The sequence below is a fragment of the Hungatella sp. genome (genome assembly GCF_046966825.1).
This window is the reverse complement of sequence record NZ_JBKVCZ010000068.1, coordinates 1-20,428: the sequence shown is the minus strand read 5'-3', so window position 1 is coordinate 20,428 and position 20,428 is coordinate 1. Positions and strand designations below refer to the sequence as shown.

Genomic DNA, 20,428 nt, shown 5'->3' with positions numbered 1-20,428 from the left:
TCCCCCTTTTCCAAGAACAAGTACGCAACGCCTTAGATGTAGGCCAGATTTAATTCTCTTTCTATTGCGGGCTGTACCAGAAACTCCTCAGCCGCTTGTGCGGGCTGTCCATGCACGGCCTTACAGTCTTCATTCCAGTCTTTATAAATGGAGCGTTCCTCCTTCGTATCCTGGTATCCCAACTCCAGCAATTCATCTGTAATACGCCTCATCGCCTTTATCCCCGGAGCATCGGAATCCAGACACAGACAGATTGTTTTCAAGTTCGGATTTTCTTTCAGCATCTGGTACATGGACTGACGCCCAACACCGCACAACGCCACATAACTATGATTTTCCCAGCCCTCCTTATGAAGTGAAATATAGGAAATCAAATCAATGGGCGATTCAAATACATACAGGGTATTGCTGATTCCCTTCCAATGAAAGCTGTACCGAGGATCACTCCCTTCAATATTCCCGCGGTAACTTTTCCCGTAGGTGTAGATTCCCTTTTTATGTGCATGTCTGGCCGTCCCAGCTTCATCTTTTCCCACGAAAATTGCGTTGTGAAATTGTTTTGCGCCATCCTTTGATGGCTCCAGACTTTCATAAATCAGGCCGCTTCTTACAAATGCATCCACAATCTCCCGATCCAGAAACCGGTTTTTCAACAGATAAGCATATACCCGCCGCATGTTGCTGTTGGACGGCGGAAGTACAAACGGCGCCCTTGTGCTTTCTTCTCTCTGGCTTTGTTTGTATGCTACGCCCTGCTCTCCATTCAGCAGCATGGTAACCGCATCCGGATAGTTTTTTCCGTAAACATATTGGACAAAACTGATTGGGCTTCCGCCTTTTTCTTCCGCATGATCATACCAGGTATTTCCCCGGACCGTGATACTATGATCGCTGCTCAAACGCCATTCCCTTCCGGCTGAAATGAGTCTCTCTCCATTTAACCGAAGAAAATCCACCAAGTCCACGGAACCGGCCCTCTGTTTCTGATCTTCTGTAAAATGCACATACCCCATCTGCCCACCTCCTATTTTTTAATACAACAGTTCCTGCGGCTCATGGTCATCTCCCTTATGGCCCTGCGCCACTTTTTTCTCCCGGATTTTACGCCGCATTTTTCGATCCACACTGATATGCCTTGCTCTCTCTCTCCGTTCTTCTTCCTGGAATATCTTAGTCAGTTGATTCAAAAGCCTAGTTGCTGACAGAAAAACAGATGGATCCTGGAATGAGTCCAGATGATCCAGCAAAAACTGGGCATAAATATTTCCCTGTGCTGCCGCTGCCTCCAACAGCGAAATGGCTTTTTCCCGATCCCTCGGAACATCCCGCCCGCAAAGATATAATTTACCCAGCGCATACTGGGCGAATTGGTTTCCACGGTCCGCGCAACTGGAAATCCAGGTAATCGCTTCCTCTACATTTTTCGGAACATCCTCTCCCAGAAGATACAACTTCCCCAACTGAAACTCTGCATACTCATTGCCGCCTTCCGCAGCTCGTTTGAAGTAATAGATGGACCGTTCAATGTCTTTCGGTACATCCGCTCCCATAAGGAACAACTTGCCAAATGTATAAAGTGCATATAAATTGTTGGCACCCGCAGCCTGCCCAAGCCATTCCATTGCTAGCTCCACATTCTTTTTGATCTTCTCTCCCGACAGATAGAGACGTCCCAGACGGTACGCTGCATAATCATGTCCCTTCATGGCTGCCTTCTCAAATAATTCAATTGCACGTTTAATATCCGGTGGAACCATCTCGCCCTCCAGATACAGTTTCCCCAAGGAATACATGGCCGCTGTATTCTCTCCTTCTACGGCTTTCTGAATCCACTCTAACGCCTGCTGTAAATCTCCGGTCCCTGTTTTCAGCCAATGGCTTGCCAATGAATACTGAGCATTTGCATTTCCCAGCCTGGCTGCTTTCTGCCAGAACTCTACCGCCTTTGTTTCCTCTTTTTTAGTTCCAGTTCCCGTATAAAACATCTGCCCCAGGCGGTATTGCAATTTGTCATCATGGCTTTTACTTTCCAACGCAAGGAAGCCTCGGAAGGCCGCCTCAAAGTAAGTAGCCGCTTGTTGTCCATCCGGTTCTGCTCCGATTCCATCACGGTACATCTTTGCCAGCTCATAACCTGCATACGGGTTTTCCTGCTCTGCGGAACAGCGATAGAGATTTCGTGCCTGCCGGTAATCCTGCTCGACTCCCTGTCCTCTATAGTAAAGACCGGCCAGAGAATATTGAGCGTACTTATGATTCTGTCTGACAGCTCTCCCAAACCATTCCGCTGCCTCTCCATAGTCCTGCTCCGTACCTAGACCTGCCGCATACATTTTCCCAATCCGGTACTGCAGATAGGACTTCTGCCTTTCTTTTGCCGAGAACTCTGCTTCCATAAATGCAGCAATCGCTTTTGCATACCAATTCTGTGCGGCATTAGGATCCGCTTCCCTGCCAAGTCCATCAGCAAACATACGGGCAAGATCATACATGGCAAGTGCATTTCCTTTTTCTGCTTCCTGTTGAAACAGTTGGCATGCCCGTGCAAAGTCAGGCTCAACTTCTTCACTCCCGTATAAGCAGTTTCGCGCTTCCCGGTACTCATCCCCCCATGTAACATGAGATTGATTTCCGGCATAGGTATTTGAAGCGGCTTCCCGTTTCGGTGTGTTGATTTCTACCGATGTTTCATACGTCTCCGCTTCTTCCAGTAATTCATCCAGCCCTTTCTCTTGCGGTAATTCTGTTGGTTCTAATTCCTCCGGTTCCTCATCAAATATAAAATGGTGACTGCCGATCTGTAATGCTTCGGCAATCACCATATTTTTAATACTTTTAAATTGTGGCTGTTTTGATAAGGGCGGAAGCGGCGGAGGGTTGTTGGAGTAAAACTGTAAAATCTGATTGTTCCATTCTCCCCAGGTCTGATACAGCTTCCCAACCTCAGGTTCTTTTTCCAGCTCATCGACTATCTGATCTACTATTTTTTTTACATCCGCCTTCAGATAACCGTATACTTTTTTCCCTTTTGTTTTTTGCAACCGGTCGGCAAGCTGACAGATCCGTCTTTCAATCTCCGGATTCACCAGCACTCCCTGTTCCAATTGACTCAACAGTTCTTTCATCAGCTGTTCCGCTTCTTTTTTCAAATCCGTGCGAGCTAGGTTCTGCTCTTCATAGAGGTTTGCAAAATCCTGACGGAAGATACTATGAGCCAGTTCGGAACGCATGGCTTCAATCGCCGGCTCCGTCAAATATCCATCATTATCTTTCGCAGAGAACACCATTATGTGAACATGCGGGTGGTGGCTTTCATTGTGAAACGCAGCATACCAGCGCAGGTTCTCACTATCAATCTTCATGTGTTTGCTGAGCATCGCCCGCTTGGAACGCAGAAGCTCCCGCCACTGCTTTCCAGAGTCATATCCCAGACGGGCTGCATCCTCCCTCCGCAGGCTGACCACGTGTGTCCATACCGGTCCCTTATGATGTTTCACATCCTCCTGCACCTTGGAAATCACCACTGGAGTCCCAACATCTGTAAAAAGTCCGTGTTCTCCCACACGTTCTACACGAGGACGGTTCGCCAAATAGTCCACATAGTTCTCCCGGTCCGAGAGCTGATCCTGGTTCCATTCCAACACAGTGGAAATAAATTCAGACGCAGTTCCAATTGTTGGATGTATTTTAAAATCTTCATACTCTAACATATTTTTGGCATCTGGAAAATCCTTGAGAAGCTGGGAAATCAGTTTTTTCTGTGCTACGGTTGCCGGGAGTTCCCGCTTGCTCTCATCAATCTTTTCTACCCCTTCCCTGGTAGCGATGTATTTCACATAGTTTGCAAGCTGAGCAGCTGGTGCAGCCTTCATATAGCGGCTGGTAAAAATGATTTTAGGCATAACATGTTCCTTCTATGAACTCTTATAGCGCGGTGGGCAATAAAATATCAATAAATCAAAGCCGTATTCACCCTCTCCCGGTTCGTCTTCATAATAGTTGCAGTCTATATAAAAGTTATCAAAAACAAATGCTGTCACCCTCTTCTCCAACAGAAGGATTTCACGTGTTTTAAAATTTACAATTCCGAGATTGTAATACGTTTCATCATAGCACTCATCCAACAGTGTATTGAGGCAGCCGGTACAGAGAAACCCAGATACCTCCTCCAAGTCCAAACCTATATGGCTTTTCATACTGGCCTGCCCGGAATAGTAGCCCCGGCTGTTGTCTGTACTTCCCCACACGGACATACCATCTTCTCCTGTTGTCAGCATGTTGAAACTAGAACCGCTCCAGCCATTTTTAATTCTTCTGCCATGATCATCATATTCATTGATGCTGATATGAGAAATTCAGAACGGATTTAAGTCAATGATTCCAATGTTATCTTCTTCCCAATATGCCGGAATCAGAGTCCCTCCCCTCCCCGCAGAGCTAACAGTCTGACGGTGAGGTATCAGAAATATAAGCCGGCTCCGGAACATGTTCCGGAACCACAGCGCCGCTGCTTCCATTGGATAGGGGCATTTATTTTGCACATCCAGCCATCAGAATCACGCACAGCATAAGCCCGGCACCGCCTCTTATAAAGTTCCATTGTTTCATTGTATTTTCACCTCCCACTATGACCTGTTGAAAGTGATTAAAGCCGGAAGCTGTTCCATCAATGCTTTAACCTCTGTACCCAATGTCTCCAGTTCATCCAGCAGCTCCCGATCCTTTGGCTTCGGCTCTCCGATTCTGCAACGCCTCTCTCGCTAACCGGTGGATGATAACCTCCATCCTCTGATCCTGTGCCATATTGAATCTTCTCTCGTATCATTCTTTTTATTTTATCATTACTTAAACTTCCCGTTTCTGATACCGATAAGCATCCTCGAACTCAATCGCACCATTGATCCGCTTTACTTCCTCCACGCATTTCACATGCAGTCTGTGCAGCGCTTCCTCATCCACGTCATGGGAATACGCGATCACATGCGCCAGCTTGGACAACTCCACTGCCAGTTTAAAATCCATCCGGGCCAGACGATTTTCACTGTCATGTACCGTACCGGTGAGGACGGAAGATAATGTCTGAAGCAGATAGTTCTCCGCTTTTCTAGAATGAAGATATCCGATATAAAACTTTACCGCTTCCGCCACGAACTCATTTCTGGAGCGGGCTCCGGCAAAATTCAACAGCTCATCGGCCCGGTCTACCAACTCCTTCTCCATGTAAACGCCTATGCGCACCTTCTTTGTTTCCTCCTCCAGTTCCTCCCCTCCTTCGGTAATCATAAAAATGCCGCAGCTTCCCTGTACTTACGCCATTTTCTTGCCCCATCAGCACCATATTTTCCTCTTATCGCCAACAAAGTATTCAAACCAGAATCTCCGGACGGCTTTGCCGGCCGGTGTTTCTCGGGGTTAGGCTGCAAAAGCAGCATAACCCCTTTAACCTGCACCACTTTCGACCCAACCAGTCCTGCAGCTACCTGTCCGTATAACCTCCGGCTACAAAGGCCCAACAAGGCCGTCATTCCTGCCGGGGTATCCCAGTCCCACTCCGCCTGCCAAAGCGGCACAAACGGCCAAATACAGGCTCACGTTCCCGGAATGGATGCTCTATCCCATCATGCCAGGCTGCCGCAGTTCCAGCTCCGGCTCGCAAATCTCCACTTCTGACAGATCAAACTCGGAAAGCGGGTATAATTCATGGGGAAAATCCCCCAAACCGTGAGCCTGCAGATAGGCTTCATTGCTGGCATTAATCCCAAGATCGCTCTCATCTCCTGTCTGGCAGGCATAGACCTGCTCTACACTGCCATCCTCAAACCGGAGATACATGCCCTCGGTAATCTCATTGCCATGCTGATCCTGATACCTCATACACTGCCCGCCTGTCCCAATTCCTGGCACGTCTGATTCCTTGCATGGCTCTCTTCTGCCTGCCGTCTCGGCCTGGCCGGCTTTGCTGCTCCTTCCCTGGAAATCCTGTCATCCAGGTACTCCCGGGTGGCCTGCGGCACATATTTCTCATACATCTTCTGCAGGTAATCGCCTAACTCCTCCTTCAGATCCGCTTCCTTTTTGCCCATATGATAGGTCAGGGCATCTAGCCGCTCCGTGTTGAAGGTCAGCGTCAATGTAGTATTTTTCATTCCGACTTCCCCTTTCATGAGTATGTGACTTCAAAGTTTTCACAATCAGAACAGGCCGCTATGCTACTATCCATAGCGGCCCTACTCCGATTCATATTCTGTTTGTTAAAGACCAATCGTCATGAGCAAACGCATGGCATCCCGGAAACCGGCCATATATAACTCCCGGCATTCCGTCTCGCATATGCAGAACTTATCAAGCAGCTGATTGTCCAGTCATTCGTGGTCCTCATCTGACAGTGAATGAAGGATGCGGTCCATTCTTGCCACATGCTCCTTCACCTGTAAATCATAGGTCTTGGACCTGCTCATCCTGTATTCATCTCTGACTTCCCGAACACGCGTTGCCATCAGTTTTTTGCCTGCTCTTCCAGCTCATTTATGATTCCTCACCTCCTTTTACCAGCCAACATATCTTATACTGATTCACAAGTCGATACATAAAACCACCAAAGATATTCGCGAAAAGCAATCAAACCCAATGTCTGTTTACAATTAAAACTGATAATTTCCAGCACAATTTTTACAATTATGTTTGATAAAATACCGTTTGATTTCATCCGGCATAAAAGCAAAGCTATACTTAAACGTGCTCACTCTAAAATATTTGTTTCAAGCAGATATGCGTTTCAGAAACGGCCCTGCATTATCAAACATAATTGTCTTTTTCATACTGTTTTTATCAAGCCATTTGTCACTTTTTTGTTGAAACAGCTTTTATCATTTTTTATTGTAAATTATCAATCTTTTTTGCAACTTTATCAGTTACTCAACACCTAAGCGGCCGGAAGTCTGGCAAATGCATAAAAATGGCTGCGCCAATAGCTGGAATCAATGTTTGCATAACCGATGGGATCCCCGCAATGTAACATTTGATTCCCGCCAACATACAAGCCGACATGACTGACCGGAGTAGAGGAAGCATAGGTCTTTGTGAAGAACACCAGATCCCCCGGCTTCGCTTCCTTCCTTGGAATCACAGCGCACTGGTCAAAGATTCCCTGGGCTGATGTCCGTGGCAGCTGGTACGCTCCGGACTGGGTATAAATCCAACAGATATAACCGCTGCAGTCAAAGGAAGTCTGCGGGTTTGAACCGCCCCACCGGTAAGGAAATCCAATGTACTTGCTTGCCTCTGTAAACAGTGCCTGGTAGCTGCCATCTCCCATGGCAGCTCCGGCCATCATCCCTCCCGGAACAGCCGAACCGTATACTGCAACGGTATAGATTCTCTGGGCATTTGCCTCCTGCTCTGCCCCGATTTCCAGCCCCAGGCGCTGCCTGATGTTATCATACACAGTGCTGAGGTCTGTGATAGGGATAGCCGCCGTGTAGGAATCCCCGTCCTCATCCTCCCGCTCCTCGTACTCCACAAAGCAGTCCACAAATTCTTTCTGTGCCAAGAGTGACGGCTGTGCGCTGCCAAAATACATGGCATAAAAAACAGATTTGATTCGTTCCGTATCCAGTTCCCCATCTTCCACATGATCGATCCCTGCGATCAAATCCTCCAGGGAGGTAAAGCTGGTCCGCATGTCCACAATGTACTTCCGGTATTCTTCAGGCACCTGGCTGGAAATGATTCCGTCCCGGAACACCTGGTCAACCGCAGACACGTTATGGGAGCTGGTCCCGTCCATAATGCTTAACAGCATAATGATCACTAAAACAAACGGTACCAGAACCGCCGCCACAACCGAGGCAATCACATTCCTCCCACGTTTATCCACCGCCACAGCTACTGCCGCCTTGACAGCAAGAAGCGCCGCTGGAGCTGCCATATCGTTTCTCTCCTTTCTACTCTATTTTTTTCTTCGCTTTAAGATGGCAGGGATAAAACCGGCACGCTCCTTCCATGTGTCGCTATATCCGTTCTCCGTTATACATTATATCGGTTTTATTCAACCGATTAACACGCTGTATATGTGCAATAAAGTAGGTTAAACTGTTGATATCGTGTATGAAACGGGGTGAACATATGACTGAAAACAACGCAAAGGAAATCGGCCTGCGCATCCGCCGCCAGAGGAAAGCCCTTGGTTATAGCCGGGAACGGCTGGCTGAGCTTTCCGAAATATCCAATTCCTTTCTTTCCGATATTGAGCGCGGTGACCGGGGCTTTTCCGTTGCATTGCTGGGAAGGCTAGCCCGTGTACTTGGACTCTCTGCCGACTATATCCTGTTCGGAACCGAACAGGTCACCGATGTCAGCGCCATCACAGACATGCTTTCCGGTCTGGATGGAAAGTATCTTCCGGAACTCAAGGAACTTTTGGGTGCCTATCTTAAAACGATTACGATTGCTGAAAATCAGAATGATTAACGCGCAAAGCTGCCGCTGTATGAGCAGCTTTTTTGCTTGCCTTATAAATGAAAGCCGTCCAGATCATGAAAACGCTGCTGGTGATACTGGGACTCCTCCTGTTTCATTCGCTCCTCTGTCCGCTCCAGGGCATGTTCCAGCACAGCCGTATCGAATCCGGCTGTTTGGTATCCCTCCTCAATTACCTTGTAATAGGATTCCAAGGGCATCCCGAGAAAGCGCACGTCATTCATCACGTAAACCATAGCGGAGACACTTTTTCCTTCCAGCTCTACATCCATCATCTCCTTCCGGTACAGATGAGGCCAGCCCTCATACCGGTCCAATGCAGCCTCATCGAGAGTCTCAATCTTCCATAACAGAATTGGAACACTCGCTCCTTCCTTCGGCTCCACAGTAGCCACACCACGGAATAACAGCTCGTAGTTTTTGATTTCACTGGTTCCCACCACCTTTGCAGTCGGGCAGCGCCGCTCCATCTGGGGAAGATTTAAGTTGCTGCCGTAAGCAATGTACAGCCGCTCCTGTGTTGCATTTTTTCCTGTCCTTCTTGCCATTCCTGTTTCTCCTTTACATTCCTGTCATCATAGAAAAGACCGGGGACTGTGCCTCGGCCTCTATGTGCATATTTTCTTCCTGTATTACTTGCTCCCTTATTTCTGATTCATTGTCTGATTCTGATCCAAAGGTCCCCCTCTCCTCCCGCATCTGCTGTTCCTTCTCCCGTTTCAGTCTAAGACGTTCTTTCTGGGCCTCAGCCTGGGCCGGATCCTTCCAAGCAATACAGCCATCCAGATGTTTCAGCAGGTGAAGCCGCGCTGTCTTAAACTCATCCCCGTTTAATCCCAGCCGAAGCAGCCAGGTACGGAAGGTATATTTCTCATTGGTTGTCTGCGTTTTCCTCCGGCTGGCGCTGGTCTGGTTGAGGGCCTGGGCCCCGATAGCCAGGCAGAGCTGAATATATGCCTTGATTTTACCTGCATGAGTCGTCCCGTTAAACAATCGAAACTCTACAGTCCCTTTCTGGAACACACTATGAAGGTTCAGACAATGATAACGGCTTTCATCATAATGATCCCGCTGCCGGCTGGCCCCGTTGTACCAGATGTGTCTCACTTCTTCCAGTGTCCCCGGTTTCTTCTGGTTGAGTTCCTCCAAAAAACGCTCCTCCACCGGTTTACACCAGCGATTCTGTCTGGCCACAGATACCTGCAACGCCTTATAGATCAAATCCTCCTTTGCCGCCATGATATTAGTGATGTTGCGCAGAGTCCTTGCGTCAAACGATGAGGCATCGATATGCACATGGATCCCACAGCTGGAATTCGCCAGGGCTCCTGCCTCCCGCAGCTTCCGCACCAGTTCCTGTATGGTCTCGATATCCTCATAACGGCAGATGGGGCTCACCATCTCGGTTTTATAGCTGTCACTGGCTGCCACGCGGCTCTTTCCCTCTTTTCTCTCCGGTTTTATGCTGGCGTCACTCATGAATTTCCATTCCCTGCCCTGGGAATCCAGCGCAACATAGGTGTCGTAATAAGTTCCTTCATAGTAGGACTGGGTGCCAAAATAGGCAGCTGCAATCTCCGCCCCACGTTTCCTGGCGATCCCCGTCAGCTCAATCTCAATCCCAAACCGCTGCTGTTTCATGTCCATGGAACCACCTCCCGGCTCATCGTCCGCCTGCCTTTCCAAACAGCTTTGCCTTATAATCCGGCGCCGTCACCATTAGGTTGTAACGCTCATTCCCGCATTTATAGAGACACACACCGCGCTGGGGATAGCGGATCAGGCTGAATTCGCTCGCCTCTAACTGCAGGGTATCCGTATAAAACTTCTCGTCCACAGCCCCTGCATTGAACAGGAACTGGTGGGTGGGAATGGAGAACAGCGGCTTGGTATATTCCCGGATCCCCTCAATATTAAAATCCTCCAGGTTCTGGCTGGCCAGAATCACAGAGGAGTTTTTCTTTCTCACACGTTTCATGAAGTTTCGGACATACTCCACCGCTGTCAGGTTGGATAGGAACAGGTAAAATTCATCCAGTCCTGCCACCGTATCCCCTACCGTCAGAAGCCGGTTGCTCATGAACGAAAGGGTGTTAAACAACAGGGCATCACGAAGGTTCCGGCTGGCCTGCAGGACCCCTTTTACACCGAAAGTAACGAAGCTGGAATCCGTGATATTGGTATGGCCGTTGAAAAACTTTTCTTCCGGTCCCCTGCACATGGAGTGGAGCCCCAGAAGGATGTTCTGTAACAGTTCCGCGGTATACAACTGCCGCTCCCTGCTGTCAAATCCTTTATATTCCGCCTCAATCAGTTCGTACAGTTCGGAAAGGGTGGGGTAATCTTTTGAGCCCAGCCTCTGAAAATCCGTCTCATCCGTAAGCCCGCACTTGGCGTAGAGGCGCTGGACCATAATCTCAATCACGTCAATCTCCCGGTCCGTAAAGTCCTTATACGAGCGGAAAAAGTCTTTTAAAAAGCTGATATGCTGGCTCAGCCGGCTCCGGATCCGGAAGGTTTCCGGCGCATCCGGATCCTCCGGGCCCTCCCCTTCATCCCATACCTTTGGCTCCAGGGGATTAATCAAAAAACGGCCGCCCATCAGATCGATAAAACAGCCCCCAAGATTGTTGGTCAGGTCCTCATATTCCATTTCCGGATCCAGGCAGATGACATCCAGTCCGGCTTCCCGCAGGTTGCACAGGAGCAGCTTTAACAGATAGGACTTTCCCTGGCCGCTGTTGCCCAGGATGAGGATGGAACCGTTGGTCTTATCGTCCGCCCTCTGGTTAAAATCCACCAGAATGTTACTCCCAAACTTATCCCGCCCCACATAAAAACCATGGGGATCCGTCTTTCCGCTGTAATTAAAGGGATAGAGATTTGCCACACTGCTGGCCGGCAGAACCCGCTCAAACTGATCCCGGAACACATTTCTCCCACTTGGCATCACACACTGAAAGCCCTGCTGTTGACGCAGGAGAAGCCGGTCCACGTTCAGTTTTGAACGAATAAGCTCGGTCAGCACCTCCGTCTGTAACAGCTTCAGGCGGTCGTATTCATTGGCGGTCAGTTCCATGTAAACAGCCGTATGCAGGAGCGGTTCCCGGTTGCGGTGGGTCCTTGCCGCAATCATCGCCACATCCTGGAGATTGCTCTCCGCCTGGACCGTCTGCTGCAAATCATTGGTACTGGACTGATTCAGCCGGTTCTTACTGGCGGCATTGCTGATGATTTTCCTCTCCTCCGCTGCGCTGACATGGCGGGTATAAATCTTTAAAGTGACCCCATCCTTTTCTCCCAGCCGTTTTAAGATTGCCTGCTCCTCTGTGGAAGTCGGGTACTCCCTCAGCGCCCAGACACAGCGGTATGTGTTGCCACAGATGAAGTAGTCAGTTTCAAACTTGATGACGGAGGGCGCAATCATGTCCAGAAATTCCTGGATGCGTACGTCCTCCTTTTCCGCCACCGGGGTGGTTTTTGCATGTTTCAACGTTCTCCCTCCTTGATTTTGGCGCAAAAAAAGCGCCGGACACATCTCTGCATCCGGCGTCATGCCGTTTTGTTCTTCTGTTGTTACATCTTTGGATTCTGCTGCATGTCCTGCGAAGGCTCCATCATGCCCAGGTAGCGGTCCAGCTGCTGGTCGGCCAAACCTGCAACCATTTCTGCAAACGGGACCAGATTACCCTCTACCGCATAGGCTTCCAGGGCATTGAAATAATCCAGCCGGTTCTCTTTTGCGATAGACACAGCAGGAAATCCATTTGCCAAAAGCTGATAGTTCATAATCAGACGTGAGGTCCTCCCATTGCCATCCGGGAAAGGATGGATTCGCACAAACTCAGCGTGGGTCCATGCCGCCAGTTCAATGGGATTCATTTCTTTCCCCTTCCATATGAGATCGGCATAAAAATCTTTGACCTGCCGGTACATTTCACCAGGTGATGGCGGGGTATGCTGCGCTCCGGAAATGTACACGTCTACGTTCCGGTAAATCCCTCCCACAAAGATATTCTCCATCAACAGTGCATGGATATCCTTAACGATTTTTTCATCCAGAAGCTGCTCCTTTGCGATACACTCCTTCACATAGCGGTATGCCTTCTGGTGGTTGACGGTCTCATAAATCTCCCGCAGCCTCTTTCCGCCCATGGTAATCCCATCCTCTAACAGCACCTTTGTCTCCATAAGAGTCAGGGTATTTCCCTCAATGGCGGTAGAGTTATGGGTATATTCTATCTCAAACGCCTGCTCGTAGGACTGCAGCGTCAACTCTGGGATGGACGCCCTGCCAGACTGGTATAAATCCCTTTTTCTCAATAATTCCGGGTAATTCAAACAATCCACTCCTTCCTTCTCACGATAATTGCATTTCTTTTACAGTATACCACAGTTTGATTGAATCGTAACCATCAATTTACTGTTCCCATCAAGGCTGGCTTTACGATTCCTATTGAAATTTCTTCAGCCTCCCGCCTTTAATCATCCGGAATGATCCACCGCTCCCCATCAAAATCCTCGAACTTCTCACTGGTCACGTTCTGCTCGTAATACACTGCCAGAATCCGTTTAATGTCTTCCTCATCCGCCCGTCTGGAATCAAATCCCTGTTCCTTTAGGGATTTTTCAATGCGGTCCAGATACGAAAACACATCTTTCCCCTTCTGATTCCTAAGCCGGATCAGGATTAAAAATTCACGGGCCGTTGCCATCTGTACCTGAATCCGGTCTAAGAAAATCTGATCCCGCTCCAGCAGCTGGCGGATGACCGGATTGCGTTCTTCTTCCGCCCTCCTACGCAGAAATCCCTTGTTCTCCTCAAATTTTCCCGGCTGTTCAAGCACAGCATCTCAATCTCCGCCACACCCTTGAGCACATTCATCAGGGCATACACCCTTGCCCCTACACTGGATTCTGATAAGACCGACAGGTTGGTGGGGCGAATCATGAAGTACACCAGTTCATCCCCGTCATAGGTCTCCAGGCTGTACTCTGTAATCCTCCTAGTGTTCATCAGCTGCCTGGTGGAGAGCCTTTGTTTAGCTGTTGTCTTCCCCTCCCGTTTCCCTTTTCTGCTCATCTGGTCATCCTCCATTCAAAAAATTGCTGCCTGAAAAAATAAGCACAGGCATAGCTGATAAAATCCAGGATACTGGTATCCTCAAAACGGATGGTTAAAAAGGCATAGGCAGCCGTAATCAGCGCCGGGATAATCACCCCGGTCTGGACCGCCGCAAGCACAGAAAACAATACTCCCACCCCAATCACGGTCAGATCCCGAAGCTGCCACAGCCACATGACAGCCCTTGCCTTCAAATGTTCCGGGTAAATATACATCCTCCACCTCCTACAGTTCCATGGACATACCGGACGTCTGGTCCTGTCCACACTCCATTTCGTTTGTAAATTCCTGTTGCATGGCCGCCAGTTCCGCCTTAATCTGTCCCAACTTGTCAAGCACCTCCCGGCCAGTGTTCTGGGCCTCGATGGATGTTTTTAAATCCAATCCCTGGTCCAGGTTCACATAGAAACTGCCTGCCAGCTCCCGCTCCGCCCTGCTTACAATTCGGATGGCCCGTTCATAAATGGACGGCGTCTCCTTCATGGTTTTTTTCGGGTCCCCCATCTGATACACGCCTCTTCGCAGACGGCAGTAACCGCTTCCGTCCGTATGCGCCAGCCGCCAGAGCGCCGAAGATATGACCGTTGCACGCATCGGCTCCCCCATCACGGCATGGCCTTTACAGTTTTCCATCACATAATCATAGATTTCCGACATGGGATGCTCATCCCCATCCCGCAATAACGCCTTGATATAATACAGTGCCATCTCTGTGTTGGTATGAAAATATAAGTGCAAGAACTCCACCTCCTTCCCGCGGTCACATCCCAAACTGGACATTTTTCTGGTGCGATTGGCTGGTATCCGGCCCTTCCCTTATAGCTTCCCCCATCTCCTGAACCGTTTGATTTCCCATGATCTCACATACAGGAATCCGGCGCACCGGAATCCCCCTGGCTTTGGCATATGCCGCTTCCCGCTTCATTCCCGCCGACATCCGGTCCCCGCATATCCAAAGTTCCTCACACCGCTCCAGCATCTCCAGCCCAAGGCGGATTCCTGTCTCCCGCTCTTCCGGCACGGAATCATTCAGTATCTGTGGATATAACAGGTGGGGTGCCAGAGGAACCGCTCCCTGCCGGATGGCATAACCGCATGCCTGTCTTGCAAATGCTATATTTTCTTCTGTATTCCCCGCATAGGGGGAACAGATATAAATCATCCTGCTCTCCAATCAGTTCCTCCTATTTCGCCGCTGCCTGTACAATGGTCCTGGTCAGATTCACCGCGCTCTGGGCCGCATACACACTGCTCATCAGGTTTGCCCTGGTACTGGTATCCAATCCAAACTGTCCGGCAATCCTCGGCACCTCCCCTGCCGCCAGCATAATCCCCAGCCCCAGAAGGGCATTCTTGCTCAGCACCATCAGGCCGGCAATCAGCATCGTGGCCTGTAAAAAAGCAGTCAGACAGATACCAATTACCTGCTTACACCAATTCGTAAAGCCATCTATATACCCCCTTGGAACGCTGAACAGGTACAGGCTTCCCACCGCAATCTGTATCAGCAGAATCCCGCCCCGTTTCAGATTGGCAAAAAACACTTTAATCGTGGAATACCCCATCATAAACAGGATAAAAATCATCAGGATTGGATTCGTGATTGTATTGATCCCACCGAACACCCCGCTGACCATCGCATCCTGCAGGGTTCCCGAGTTCGCCAGGCTGTCAATGATATTCCCTGCCATGGAACCGAAATCACCACCCAGCCCTGTTATTCCTCTGGTAATCTCTCCCTGGAGGGACACACTGAATTTGTAAAGTTCTACCGGCACAACGGAAAAAAGACCGGCCGCCATAAAACCTTTTAATGCATTCAGCGCCGTATCACGGACGCTTCCCCTGCCGCTCTGGCATTCAATGGCACATTCAAATACCGCCACCACAAATCCCACCACATAGAGCACCCAGGCAAGCTGTGAATAAAACAGGACAATCGCCTGGATCCAATCCAGTTCGAACAGCTCTGCCCCCATCTGCCCCATGAGCGAGAAAAAATTTCCCAGAAACCCAATCATCTGGCCATAGATCCAGTCCACGATCTGGCCGAGAACCGTATCCGCTACGAAGTCCCAGATAAACATCGAACCATCACCTCTTTCTTAATCCTCATATTTCCGGTCTCTTTCCCGAACAGACTGGACATCCGTCCTCCTTCCCACAAGCAGATGTTCCGGGTGGATACTATCTTCAAATCCAACGCTCCCAGACAGAACAGCGTAAATTCACCGCCGACCAGTCCCCGACCTTCTCCCTCTCCACTGTGTTCATAACACTCAATCCTGACTTCCAGCTTCCTTGCGTATTGATAATCCCGGCAGAGCTGTCGCATAAACGGTGTTTCTAAAAATGCCATATCCAGTACGTGATCCGGATAGAGGGATGCCCCTATTACTTTTCCATCTGCAATTACAGATACCCGGGAGTACCGGAGCGTTTCCTGATCCTCCGGCAGATAGCGCTCATTGGATTCCCTCATCGGGTCATAATACGCCAAGTGTTCGTTTAATGATTTCATAAGCAGCGTCCCTCCCTGCCTGTGTTACATTTGGAGTCCGTCCTGCATATGCAGGTTTTCTTCTCTGCTCTTCCATGCTTCGATCTCATCCATCAGTTTGAATACGTTCGGATTAGGACGGTACAACATGCTCCCGCTTTCATCAACCTCCGCCACACGGCTTCCCTCCAGATACAGCTGCAGCAATCCGTTCTCTACTCCTTTTACCTCAAACCCCATTTTCTCAGCCACGGCTGAAATGTCTTTAAAAAAGCGGCTCTCTTCCCTTGTTTCTGATGGCGGCTGTTCTTTATATCCTGCCATACTCCCAATGAGGGAACACAGATGAGCCGCCCATGCTTTATCCATGTCCCATCCATCTGCCAATTCCCTGATAACCGCTTGAACCTCTTTCACCCGCTCTGCCGCCTCCACACCTTGTGCGGAAACCATTTCACTCGCATAACGGTATAATCCATTCACAGCGGCAATTTTCTGTTCCTCTGATATCCGATTCGTCCTGCCCGTCTGGACTGCACGCTGCAGCGTTTTGTCAAACTGCTCTTCACGGTCCCTTCGATCACTTAAATCCCAATATGCCTCCATCTCCCCGATCATTTTCCTCAACCGACCAATGCTCTCATCGCTTTGCGCTCCTTGGTTCGTTTTGATCATAGCTGCGTATTGGGTCAAATGCTTAATACACGTTTCCATCAGTAACTTATCCTGTCTGTCATTTGATACCATATCTTTCTCCTGATTTTCTGCAATTGACATCCCATTGTGCCTCACAGTCCAAGTTTATTCTGTAAAGGCCATTCCGCCTCTCTGTTATTTTCCATCTCCTGATCCTCTGGACTTTGTAATGGAATCAGCTCTATTTCGGCCTCTGAAGATTCGAGAAATATATCCAGACGGCTGACCAGTTCCGCCATATGCTCCTGCCAGTCAATCCAATTCTTTTCCTCAAACCAGCCTCCCCATTTCGCACCATCCCCTGTTTGGGACTCAGCATATTTCTTTATAGCATGGAGTGTGTCAAAAATATAGTTCCGAATCCAATGGACCGTTTCTCTGGATGCGGTGAAAGAAGTGATTGAACAAAACTTATGCTCTTCCGTATTCCAGTCCTCCTCATCGTCCAGGCTCTTGACAGCCCTATCTACAAACTTCAACATCAATTCCGCCAACGCCATCACACTGGTGTGGGCCCCTGCCATCTCTACATCCGGAGGCGCATTCCATGAGTCTCGCTTCAGGGCTTCCAGCAATGTTTCAAGCTCCAGTTTACCATTCTCCGGAAGACTCTCCCTGATAAAATCTATCGCATCCAGACCTTCATCCGACTCAAATGCCGTGATTCCCCAGCACCCCATTCTTCTTCCTCCCATATCCTTATTCCAAACAAAATCTTATTTCACTTCTTAGATTCCAACAATCTGCCACACATACATCGGAGCAAATAGACTGAATACCAGCCCTGCAAACAAAATAGCGGCCGGAGTCCATTCAATCTGACCATGCTTTCGGTAATCCATATAGGCAGTAGCTACTTTGATGAAAAATAGTAACGCCAATACCAGATCAATCGCCGGGAACACCACGTTGTTGACCACCGTCTTGATCTGGGACGAGGCCGCTTTCCAGGTGCTTTCCACTGCTCCTGCTACGTTCCCAGTGTTAGCTGCAAAGGCAGTCATTCCAAACATGGTAGTCAGAAGTAAAACAACAATCAGTGCAATCATCCATTTAAACTTTTTCATATGGCTCTCCTCTCATATGGAAAAAGCCGCAGAAATCCTGCAGCCCTCACTTTATTTACCTATTTTTATACCCTAAAAACCGTTATCCTACCTCGGTTTCTGAGGCGAAATATGCCAATCCTGCCAAAGATTCCCTCGCACCTGGACCGAATCCGTCAGATTCATAGACAGCATCCCCGCCGGCGTCCAGCAGTCAATCAGCCAGGTATAGGGCGTGTATCTGCCATCGGGATACCAGATCGGCAGAAAATGTGTCCTCCGCCCATAGGTACTGAATGGGTTTTCCTCAAACCCAAACCGTGTCTGGTATCCCCGCCCCATCCGCTCCAGTACACGCCAGTAGTTCTGATAATCAAATTCTGGAAAGTATGTGATAGCATTCTGGGCTTCTGTCACTGCATGGCTTTGATTGGTGCTCACCCCTGCTGTCACTGTCTCCTGGATGCCATATCCTGACTTCAGTGTATCTCCGGAAGCGGTCGGGGATTTCTCATCTGGATGGATTTTCATCTCGGCAGATAGACTGGCATGGTAACGGTCATAATCGAATTCCCACCAGCCGTACCGATAGGTAAGCCACATCTTTTACCTGTCCACATATTGCGAACAGGCAGTCAGAGGGCTTTTCCCCCGGTTCGCACCGTGCGTGAGAGTTTCCCCTCACACGGCGCTCCATCTATACAGTTGCGATTCCTGTACAGACTATGCCCCTTCGCTCCACACCCATTACGATGCTTCCTCACTACTACGGGCTGCCGTCCCACAGCTTCACAGGCCATTTCCTACCTGTTAGAGCGAGTGCAATAACTCTTTTAACGACTTACCGTTCTCTGCTGCGGTTCCTTCGTTCCCTGCATTCTAGCTTTATATAACAGTTTTAGCTCTACTCTGTAGCCCGACTGCCATCTTTAACCGGTGTGACGCTTGCTAAAGACATTCGACCACGGTTTCCCTATGGTTTTCTGTTGGACGGGACGACCACAGATGCCGTCCAACGACAGTACCCCATTCGGGGCAAATACCTTCTTATTTTGGTATCCTTGGTGTTACGAGCTGTACGTTCAAGTATTCGTCAGCCTTTCGACATACTAAGCATGACTGTTTTTTAGCCCCCGCGGTTACTTGCCCCATCACAGGCGTTTTTACCGCTCTTCACCGAGCTTCATACACTGGACTCATTGCCTGCCAGCGCATGTCGGAGTATTAGAGATTTTGTCACCTCTCACACGAGGTCAGGCAGGAATTACACCTGCCGATTCAAATACAGAGTTCAGATTTCCTTTGCAAATCTGTTCAGCTTTATTGTGCATTTCTACACAGATTAACTGAAAACGAAGCGCGCATGGTCGCACCAATATCCATCGTCATCATCGTCACCACTGTGCCAGACCCAGTAAGAATACCACCATGGCCTCCACACACCCCAATCGGCTCTCGTCACCTGTTCCCTACTTGGAACTGATAGGATTGTAAATCCGTCATTCCGATCATCCGCATTAGGATCCGGAGGAGGATTCTTACTCAAGTCTACGATATTGGCTGTAATCGTGTTTTTGTCGGTCCTTCCCCCGCCGGATACCGTGACATGTATGGTCATGGTCTGCGGTGTGGAAGGTGTGGTCCAGCGAATCCAGGCAATCTGACTGTCCCCATCCGGATAATATACGTGATCCACGCGCATCGTCTTTCCGGCCACCCGGAAGGTAACCGAGACCGGGTGATCCGGATCTGACTGGCCTCCTCTTACAGTCACAGCGGTGATAACTTCCGTATTCACCCGGTACTCATAGTCAAATGCATCCACGGCTGGCGGCGTGGTTGTCTCATTAAAACGCACAATTCCCAGCCCCAGGGACGTGATGATTTCCCGGTTGGAGCGCACACCAGACTTTGGTCCGCTCCAGGCAGGATAGCCTAAATCTGCGGTCTCCAAAAACATGGACAGAGGCAGATTTTGAAATGCAACCGTAGGGAGCATTGCCCGCATAGCGCCGTTTACCGTCTGATCATACAGGGCAGCTTCCGTGGCAGTCATTGCCACGTTCACCCCCTGAAACACAACGTAGGCAATCGGTTCCAGCATCAGCTTATACTTGCCGTTTGTCAGCACTTCAAAGTCCATTCCTGTCAGGTTCGCAATGCTACGGATGACCTGCTCGTCAGTAAAATAGCTTTTTATCGCCTCAATACTGGCCGCACCAAGACTCTGGGAGCTGATGATCCGCGGCAGGGACTGTCTCGGATTTACGAACGTATAAGCCTCACCGCTTGCACTCAGCGCAGTCCTTTTGTTATAGGACAGCTTGCTAACCTTCCTAAAGTGCAGCTGGATATTGGTCGGCCTTTTATTAGTAAAGTCAATGGGCTGTGTCACCGGGGTCCTGGTATCCGCCAAGATGACCGTCACCCTCACGCCCTCCATGCCGGGCGTCCACTTGTTCTGTGAGGTTCCCTGTCCCATGGACCCGCCGCCTCCATCCAGATTCCCTTCCCCGACTGCATATGCAGTGAGAGGAGACATAAGCATCAAAGCCATTGCCAGCACAGCCAGTATCTTTGCCC

General features: G+C 49.4%; 21 protein-coding genes and 3 pseudogenes. 1 reads left to right on the top strand and 23 read right to left on the bottom strand.

Annotated features, from left to right (window positions below):
- Positions 1-32: 32 nt before the first annotated feature.
- The 8 genes from ACLTD4_RS19605 to ACLTD4_RS19570 form a co-directional block, all read right to left on the bottom strand.
- Entirely contained in the window at positions 33-1,013 is a 981-nt protein-coding gene (locus ACLTD4_RS19605; protein WP_118077422.1) for a DUF3991 and toprim domain-containing protein, read from the bottom strand.
- Between the two features lie 18 nt (positions 1,014-1,031).
- A complete protein-coding gene (mobP3, locus tag ACLTD4_RS19600) occupies positions 1,032-3,902 on the bottom strand; it encodes a MobP3 family relaxase (protein ID WP_118077423.1) in 2,871 nt (956 codons plus the stop codon).
- Positions 3,903-3,914: 12 nt separating this feature from the next.
- Positions 3,915-4,253 carry a hypothetical protein gene (locus ACLTD4_RS19595; RefSeq protein ID WP_118077424.1) on the bottom strand — a complete coding sequence of 113 codons (339 nt, stop codon included), beginning with the start codon at positions 4,251-4,253 and terminating at the stop codon, positions 3,915-3,917.
- 592 nt (positions 4,254-4,845) lie between these two features.
- Positions 4,846-5,283 (bottom strand): ribbon-helix-helix domain-containing protein, encoded by a 438-nt coding sequence (locus ACLTD4_RS19590; protein WP_118077425.1) that lies wholly within the window; start codon positions 5,281-5,283, stop codon positions 4,846-4,848.
- Positions 5,284-5,610: 327 nt separating this feature from the next.
- Positions 5,611-5,874, bottom strand: coding sequence for a hypothetical protein (locus ACLTD4_RS19585; protein WP_117634824.1), 264 nt, complete (start codon positions 5,872-5,874; stop codon positions 5,611-5,613).
- Entirely contained in the window at positions 5,871-6,146 is a 276-nt protein-coding gene (locus tag ACLTD4_RS19580) for a DUF6103 family protein (RefSeq protein WP_117634822.1), read from the bottom strand. The genes ACLTD4_RS19585 and ACLTD4_RS19580 overlap by 4 nt, the downstream gene beginning before the upstream one ends.
- Before the next feature lie 216 nt (positions 6,147-6,362).
- Entirely contained in the window at positions 6,363-6,497 is a 135-nt protein-coding gene (locus ACLTD4_RS19575) for a hypothetical protein (RefSeq protein ID WP_264469643.1), read from the bottom strand.
- A gap of 425 nt (positions 6,498-6,922) precedes the next feature.
- Entirely contained in the window at positions 6,923-7,927 is a 1,005-nt protein-coding gene (locus ACLTD4_RS19570; protein ID WP_117634820.1) for a C40 family peptidase, read from the bottom strand.
- A 167-nt stretch (positions 7,928-8,094) separates the two neighbouring features.
- Here ACLTD4_RS19570 and ACLTD4_RS19565 point away from each other — a divergent pair, with 167 nt between their 5' ends.
- Complete coding sequence (locus ACLTD4_RS19565; protein ID WP_117634818.1) at positions 8,095-8,469, top strand: helix-turn-helix domain-containing protein; 375 nt, start codon at positions 8,095-8,097, stop codon at positions 8,467-8,469.
- Positions 8,470-8,510: 41 nt separating this feature from the next.
- Here the strand turns inward: ACLTD4_RS19565 and ACLTD4_RS19560 are convergent, their stop codons facing one another.
- From ACLTD4_RS19560 to ACLTD4_RS19490, 15 genes and pseudogenes are all read right to left on the bottom strand, one after another.
- A complete protein-coding gene (locus ACLTD4_RS19560; RefSeq protein ID WP_117634816.1) occupies positions 8,511-9,026 on the bottom strand; it encodes a gamma-glutamylcyclotransferase family protein in 516 nt (171 codons plus the stop codon).
- A gap of 13 nt (positions 9,027-9,039) precedes the next feature.
- Positions 9,040-10,125, bottom strand: coding sequence for an amidoligase family protein (locus ACLTD4_RS19555; protein ID WP_117634814.1), 1,086 nt, complete (start codon positions 10,123-10,125; stop codon positions 9,040-9,042).
- 16 nt (positions 10,126-10,141) lie between these two features.
- Positions 10,142-11,971, bottom strand: a complete 1,830-nt coding sequence (locus ACLTD4_RS19550; protein WP_117634812.1) for a VirB4 family type IV secretion system protein — start codon at positions 11,969-11,971, stop codon at positions 10,142-10,144.
- 83 nt (positions 11,972-12,054) lie between these two features.
- Positions 12,055-12,819, bottom strand: coding sequence for a Fic family protein (locus ACLTD4_RS19545; RefSeq protein WP_117634810.1), 765 nt, complete (start codon positions 12,817-12,819; stop codon positions 12,055-12,057).
- A 140-nt stretch (positions 12,820-12,959) separates the two neighbouring features.
- Positions 12,960-13,561, bottom strand: a pseudogene (locus tag ACLTD4_RS19540) (hypothetical protein).
- Positions 13,558-13,818, bottom strand: a complete 261-nt coding sequence (locus tag ACLTD4_RS19535) for a hypothetical protein (protein ID WP_002565937.1) — start codon at positions 13,816-13,818, stop codon at positions 13,558-13,560. Before ACLTD4_RS19535 ends, ACLTD4_RS19540 begins: the two are co-directional and overlap by 4 nt.
- 10 nt (positions 13,819-13,828) lie before the next feature.
- Positions 13,829-14,341: a hypothetical protein gene (locus ACLTD4_RS19530; protein ID WP_117634808.1), complete on the bottom strand. Its 513-nt coding sequence runs from the start codon at positions 14,339-14,341 to the stop codon at positions 13,829-13,831.
- 22 nt (positions 14,342-14,363) lie between these two features.
- Positions 14,364-14,765 (bottom strand): DUF4406 domain-containing protein, encoded by a 402-nt coding sequence (locus ACLTD4_RS19525; protein WP_117634839.1) that lies wholly within the window; start codon positions 14,763-14,765, stop codon positions 14,364-14,366.
- Positions 14,766-14,787: 22 nt separating this feature from the next.
- Positions 14,788-15,690 carry a conjugal transfer protein TrbL family protein gene (locus ACLTD4_RS19520; protein WP_412331484.1) on the bottom strand — a complete coding sequence of 301 codons (903 nt, stop codon included), beginning with the start codon at positions 15,688-15,690 and terminating at the stop codon, positions 14,788-14,790.
- Positions 15,669-16,124, bottom strand: coding sequence for a hypothetical protein (locus tag ACLTD4_RS19515; protein ID WP_412331483.1), 456 nt, complete (start codon positions 16,122-16,124; stop codon positions 15,669-15,671). Before ACLTD4_RS19515 ends, ACLTD4_RS19520 begins: the two co-directional genes overlap by 22 nt.
- A 24-nt stretch (positions 16,125-16,148) precedes the next feature.
- On the bottom strand, positions 16,149-16,880 hold the full coding sequence (locus ACLTD4_RS19510; protein WP_243008431.1) for a hypothetical protein: 732 nt from the start codon (positions 16,878-16,880) through the stop codon (positions 16,149-16,151).
- Positions 16,881-16,891: 11 nt separating this feature from the next.
- Positions 16,892-17,479 (bottom strand): DUF4259 domain-containing protein, encoded by a 588-nt coding sequence (locus ACLTD4_RS19505; protein ID WP_117634804.1) that lies wholly within the window; start codon positions 17,477-17,479, stop codon positions 16,892-16,894.
- A gap of 48 nt (positions 17,480-17,527) precedes the next feature.
- Positions 17,528-17,866 (bottom strand): DUF3852 domain-containing protein, encoded by a 339-nt coding sequence (locus tag ACLTD4_RS19500; protein WP_117634802.1) that lies wholly within the window; start codon positions 17,864-17,866, stop codon positions 17,528-17,530.
- An 87-nt stretch (positions 17,867-17,953) separates the two neighbouring features.
- Positions 17,954-18,430: pseudogene (locus ACLTD4_RS19495) on the bottom strand (hypothetical protein); the annotation flags it as partial.
- A 763-nt stretch (positions 18,431-19,193) separates the two neighbouring features.
- A pseudogene (locus tag ACLTD4_RS19490) lies at positions 19,194-20,428 on the bottom strand (hypothetical protein); the annotation flags it as partial.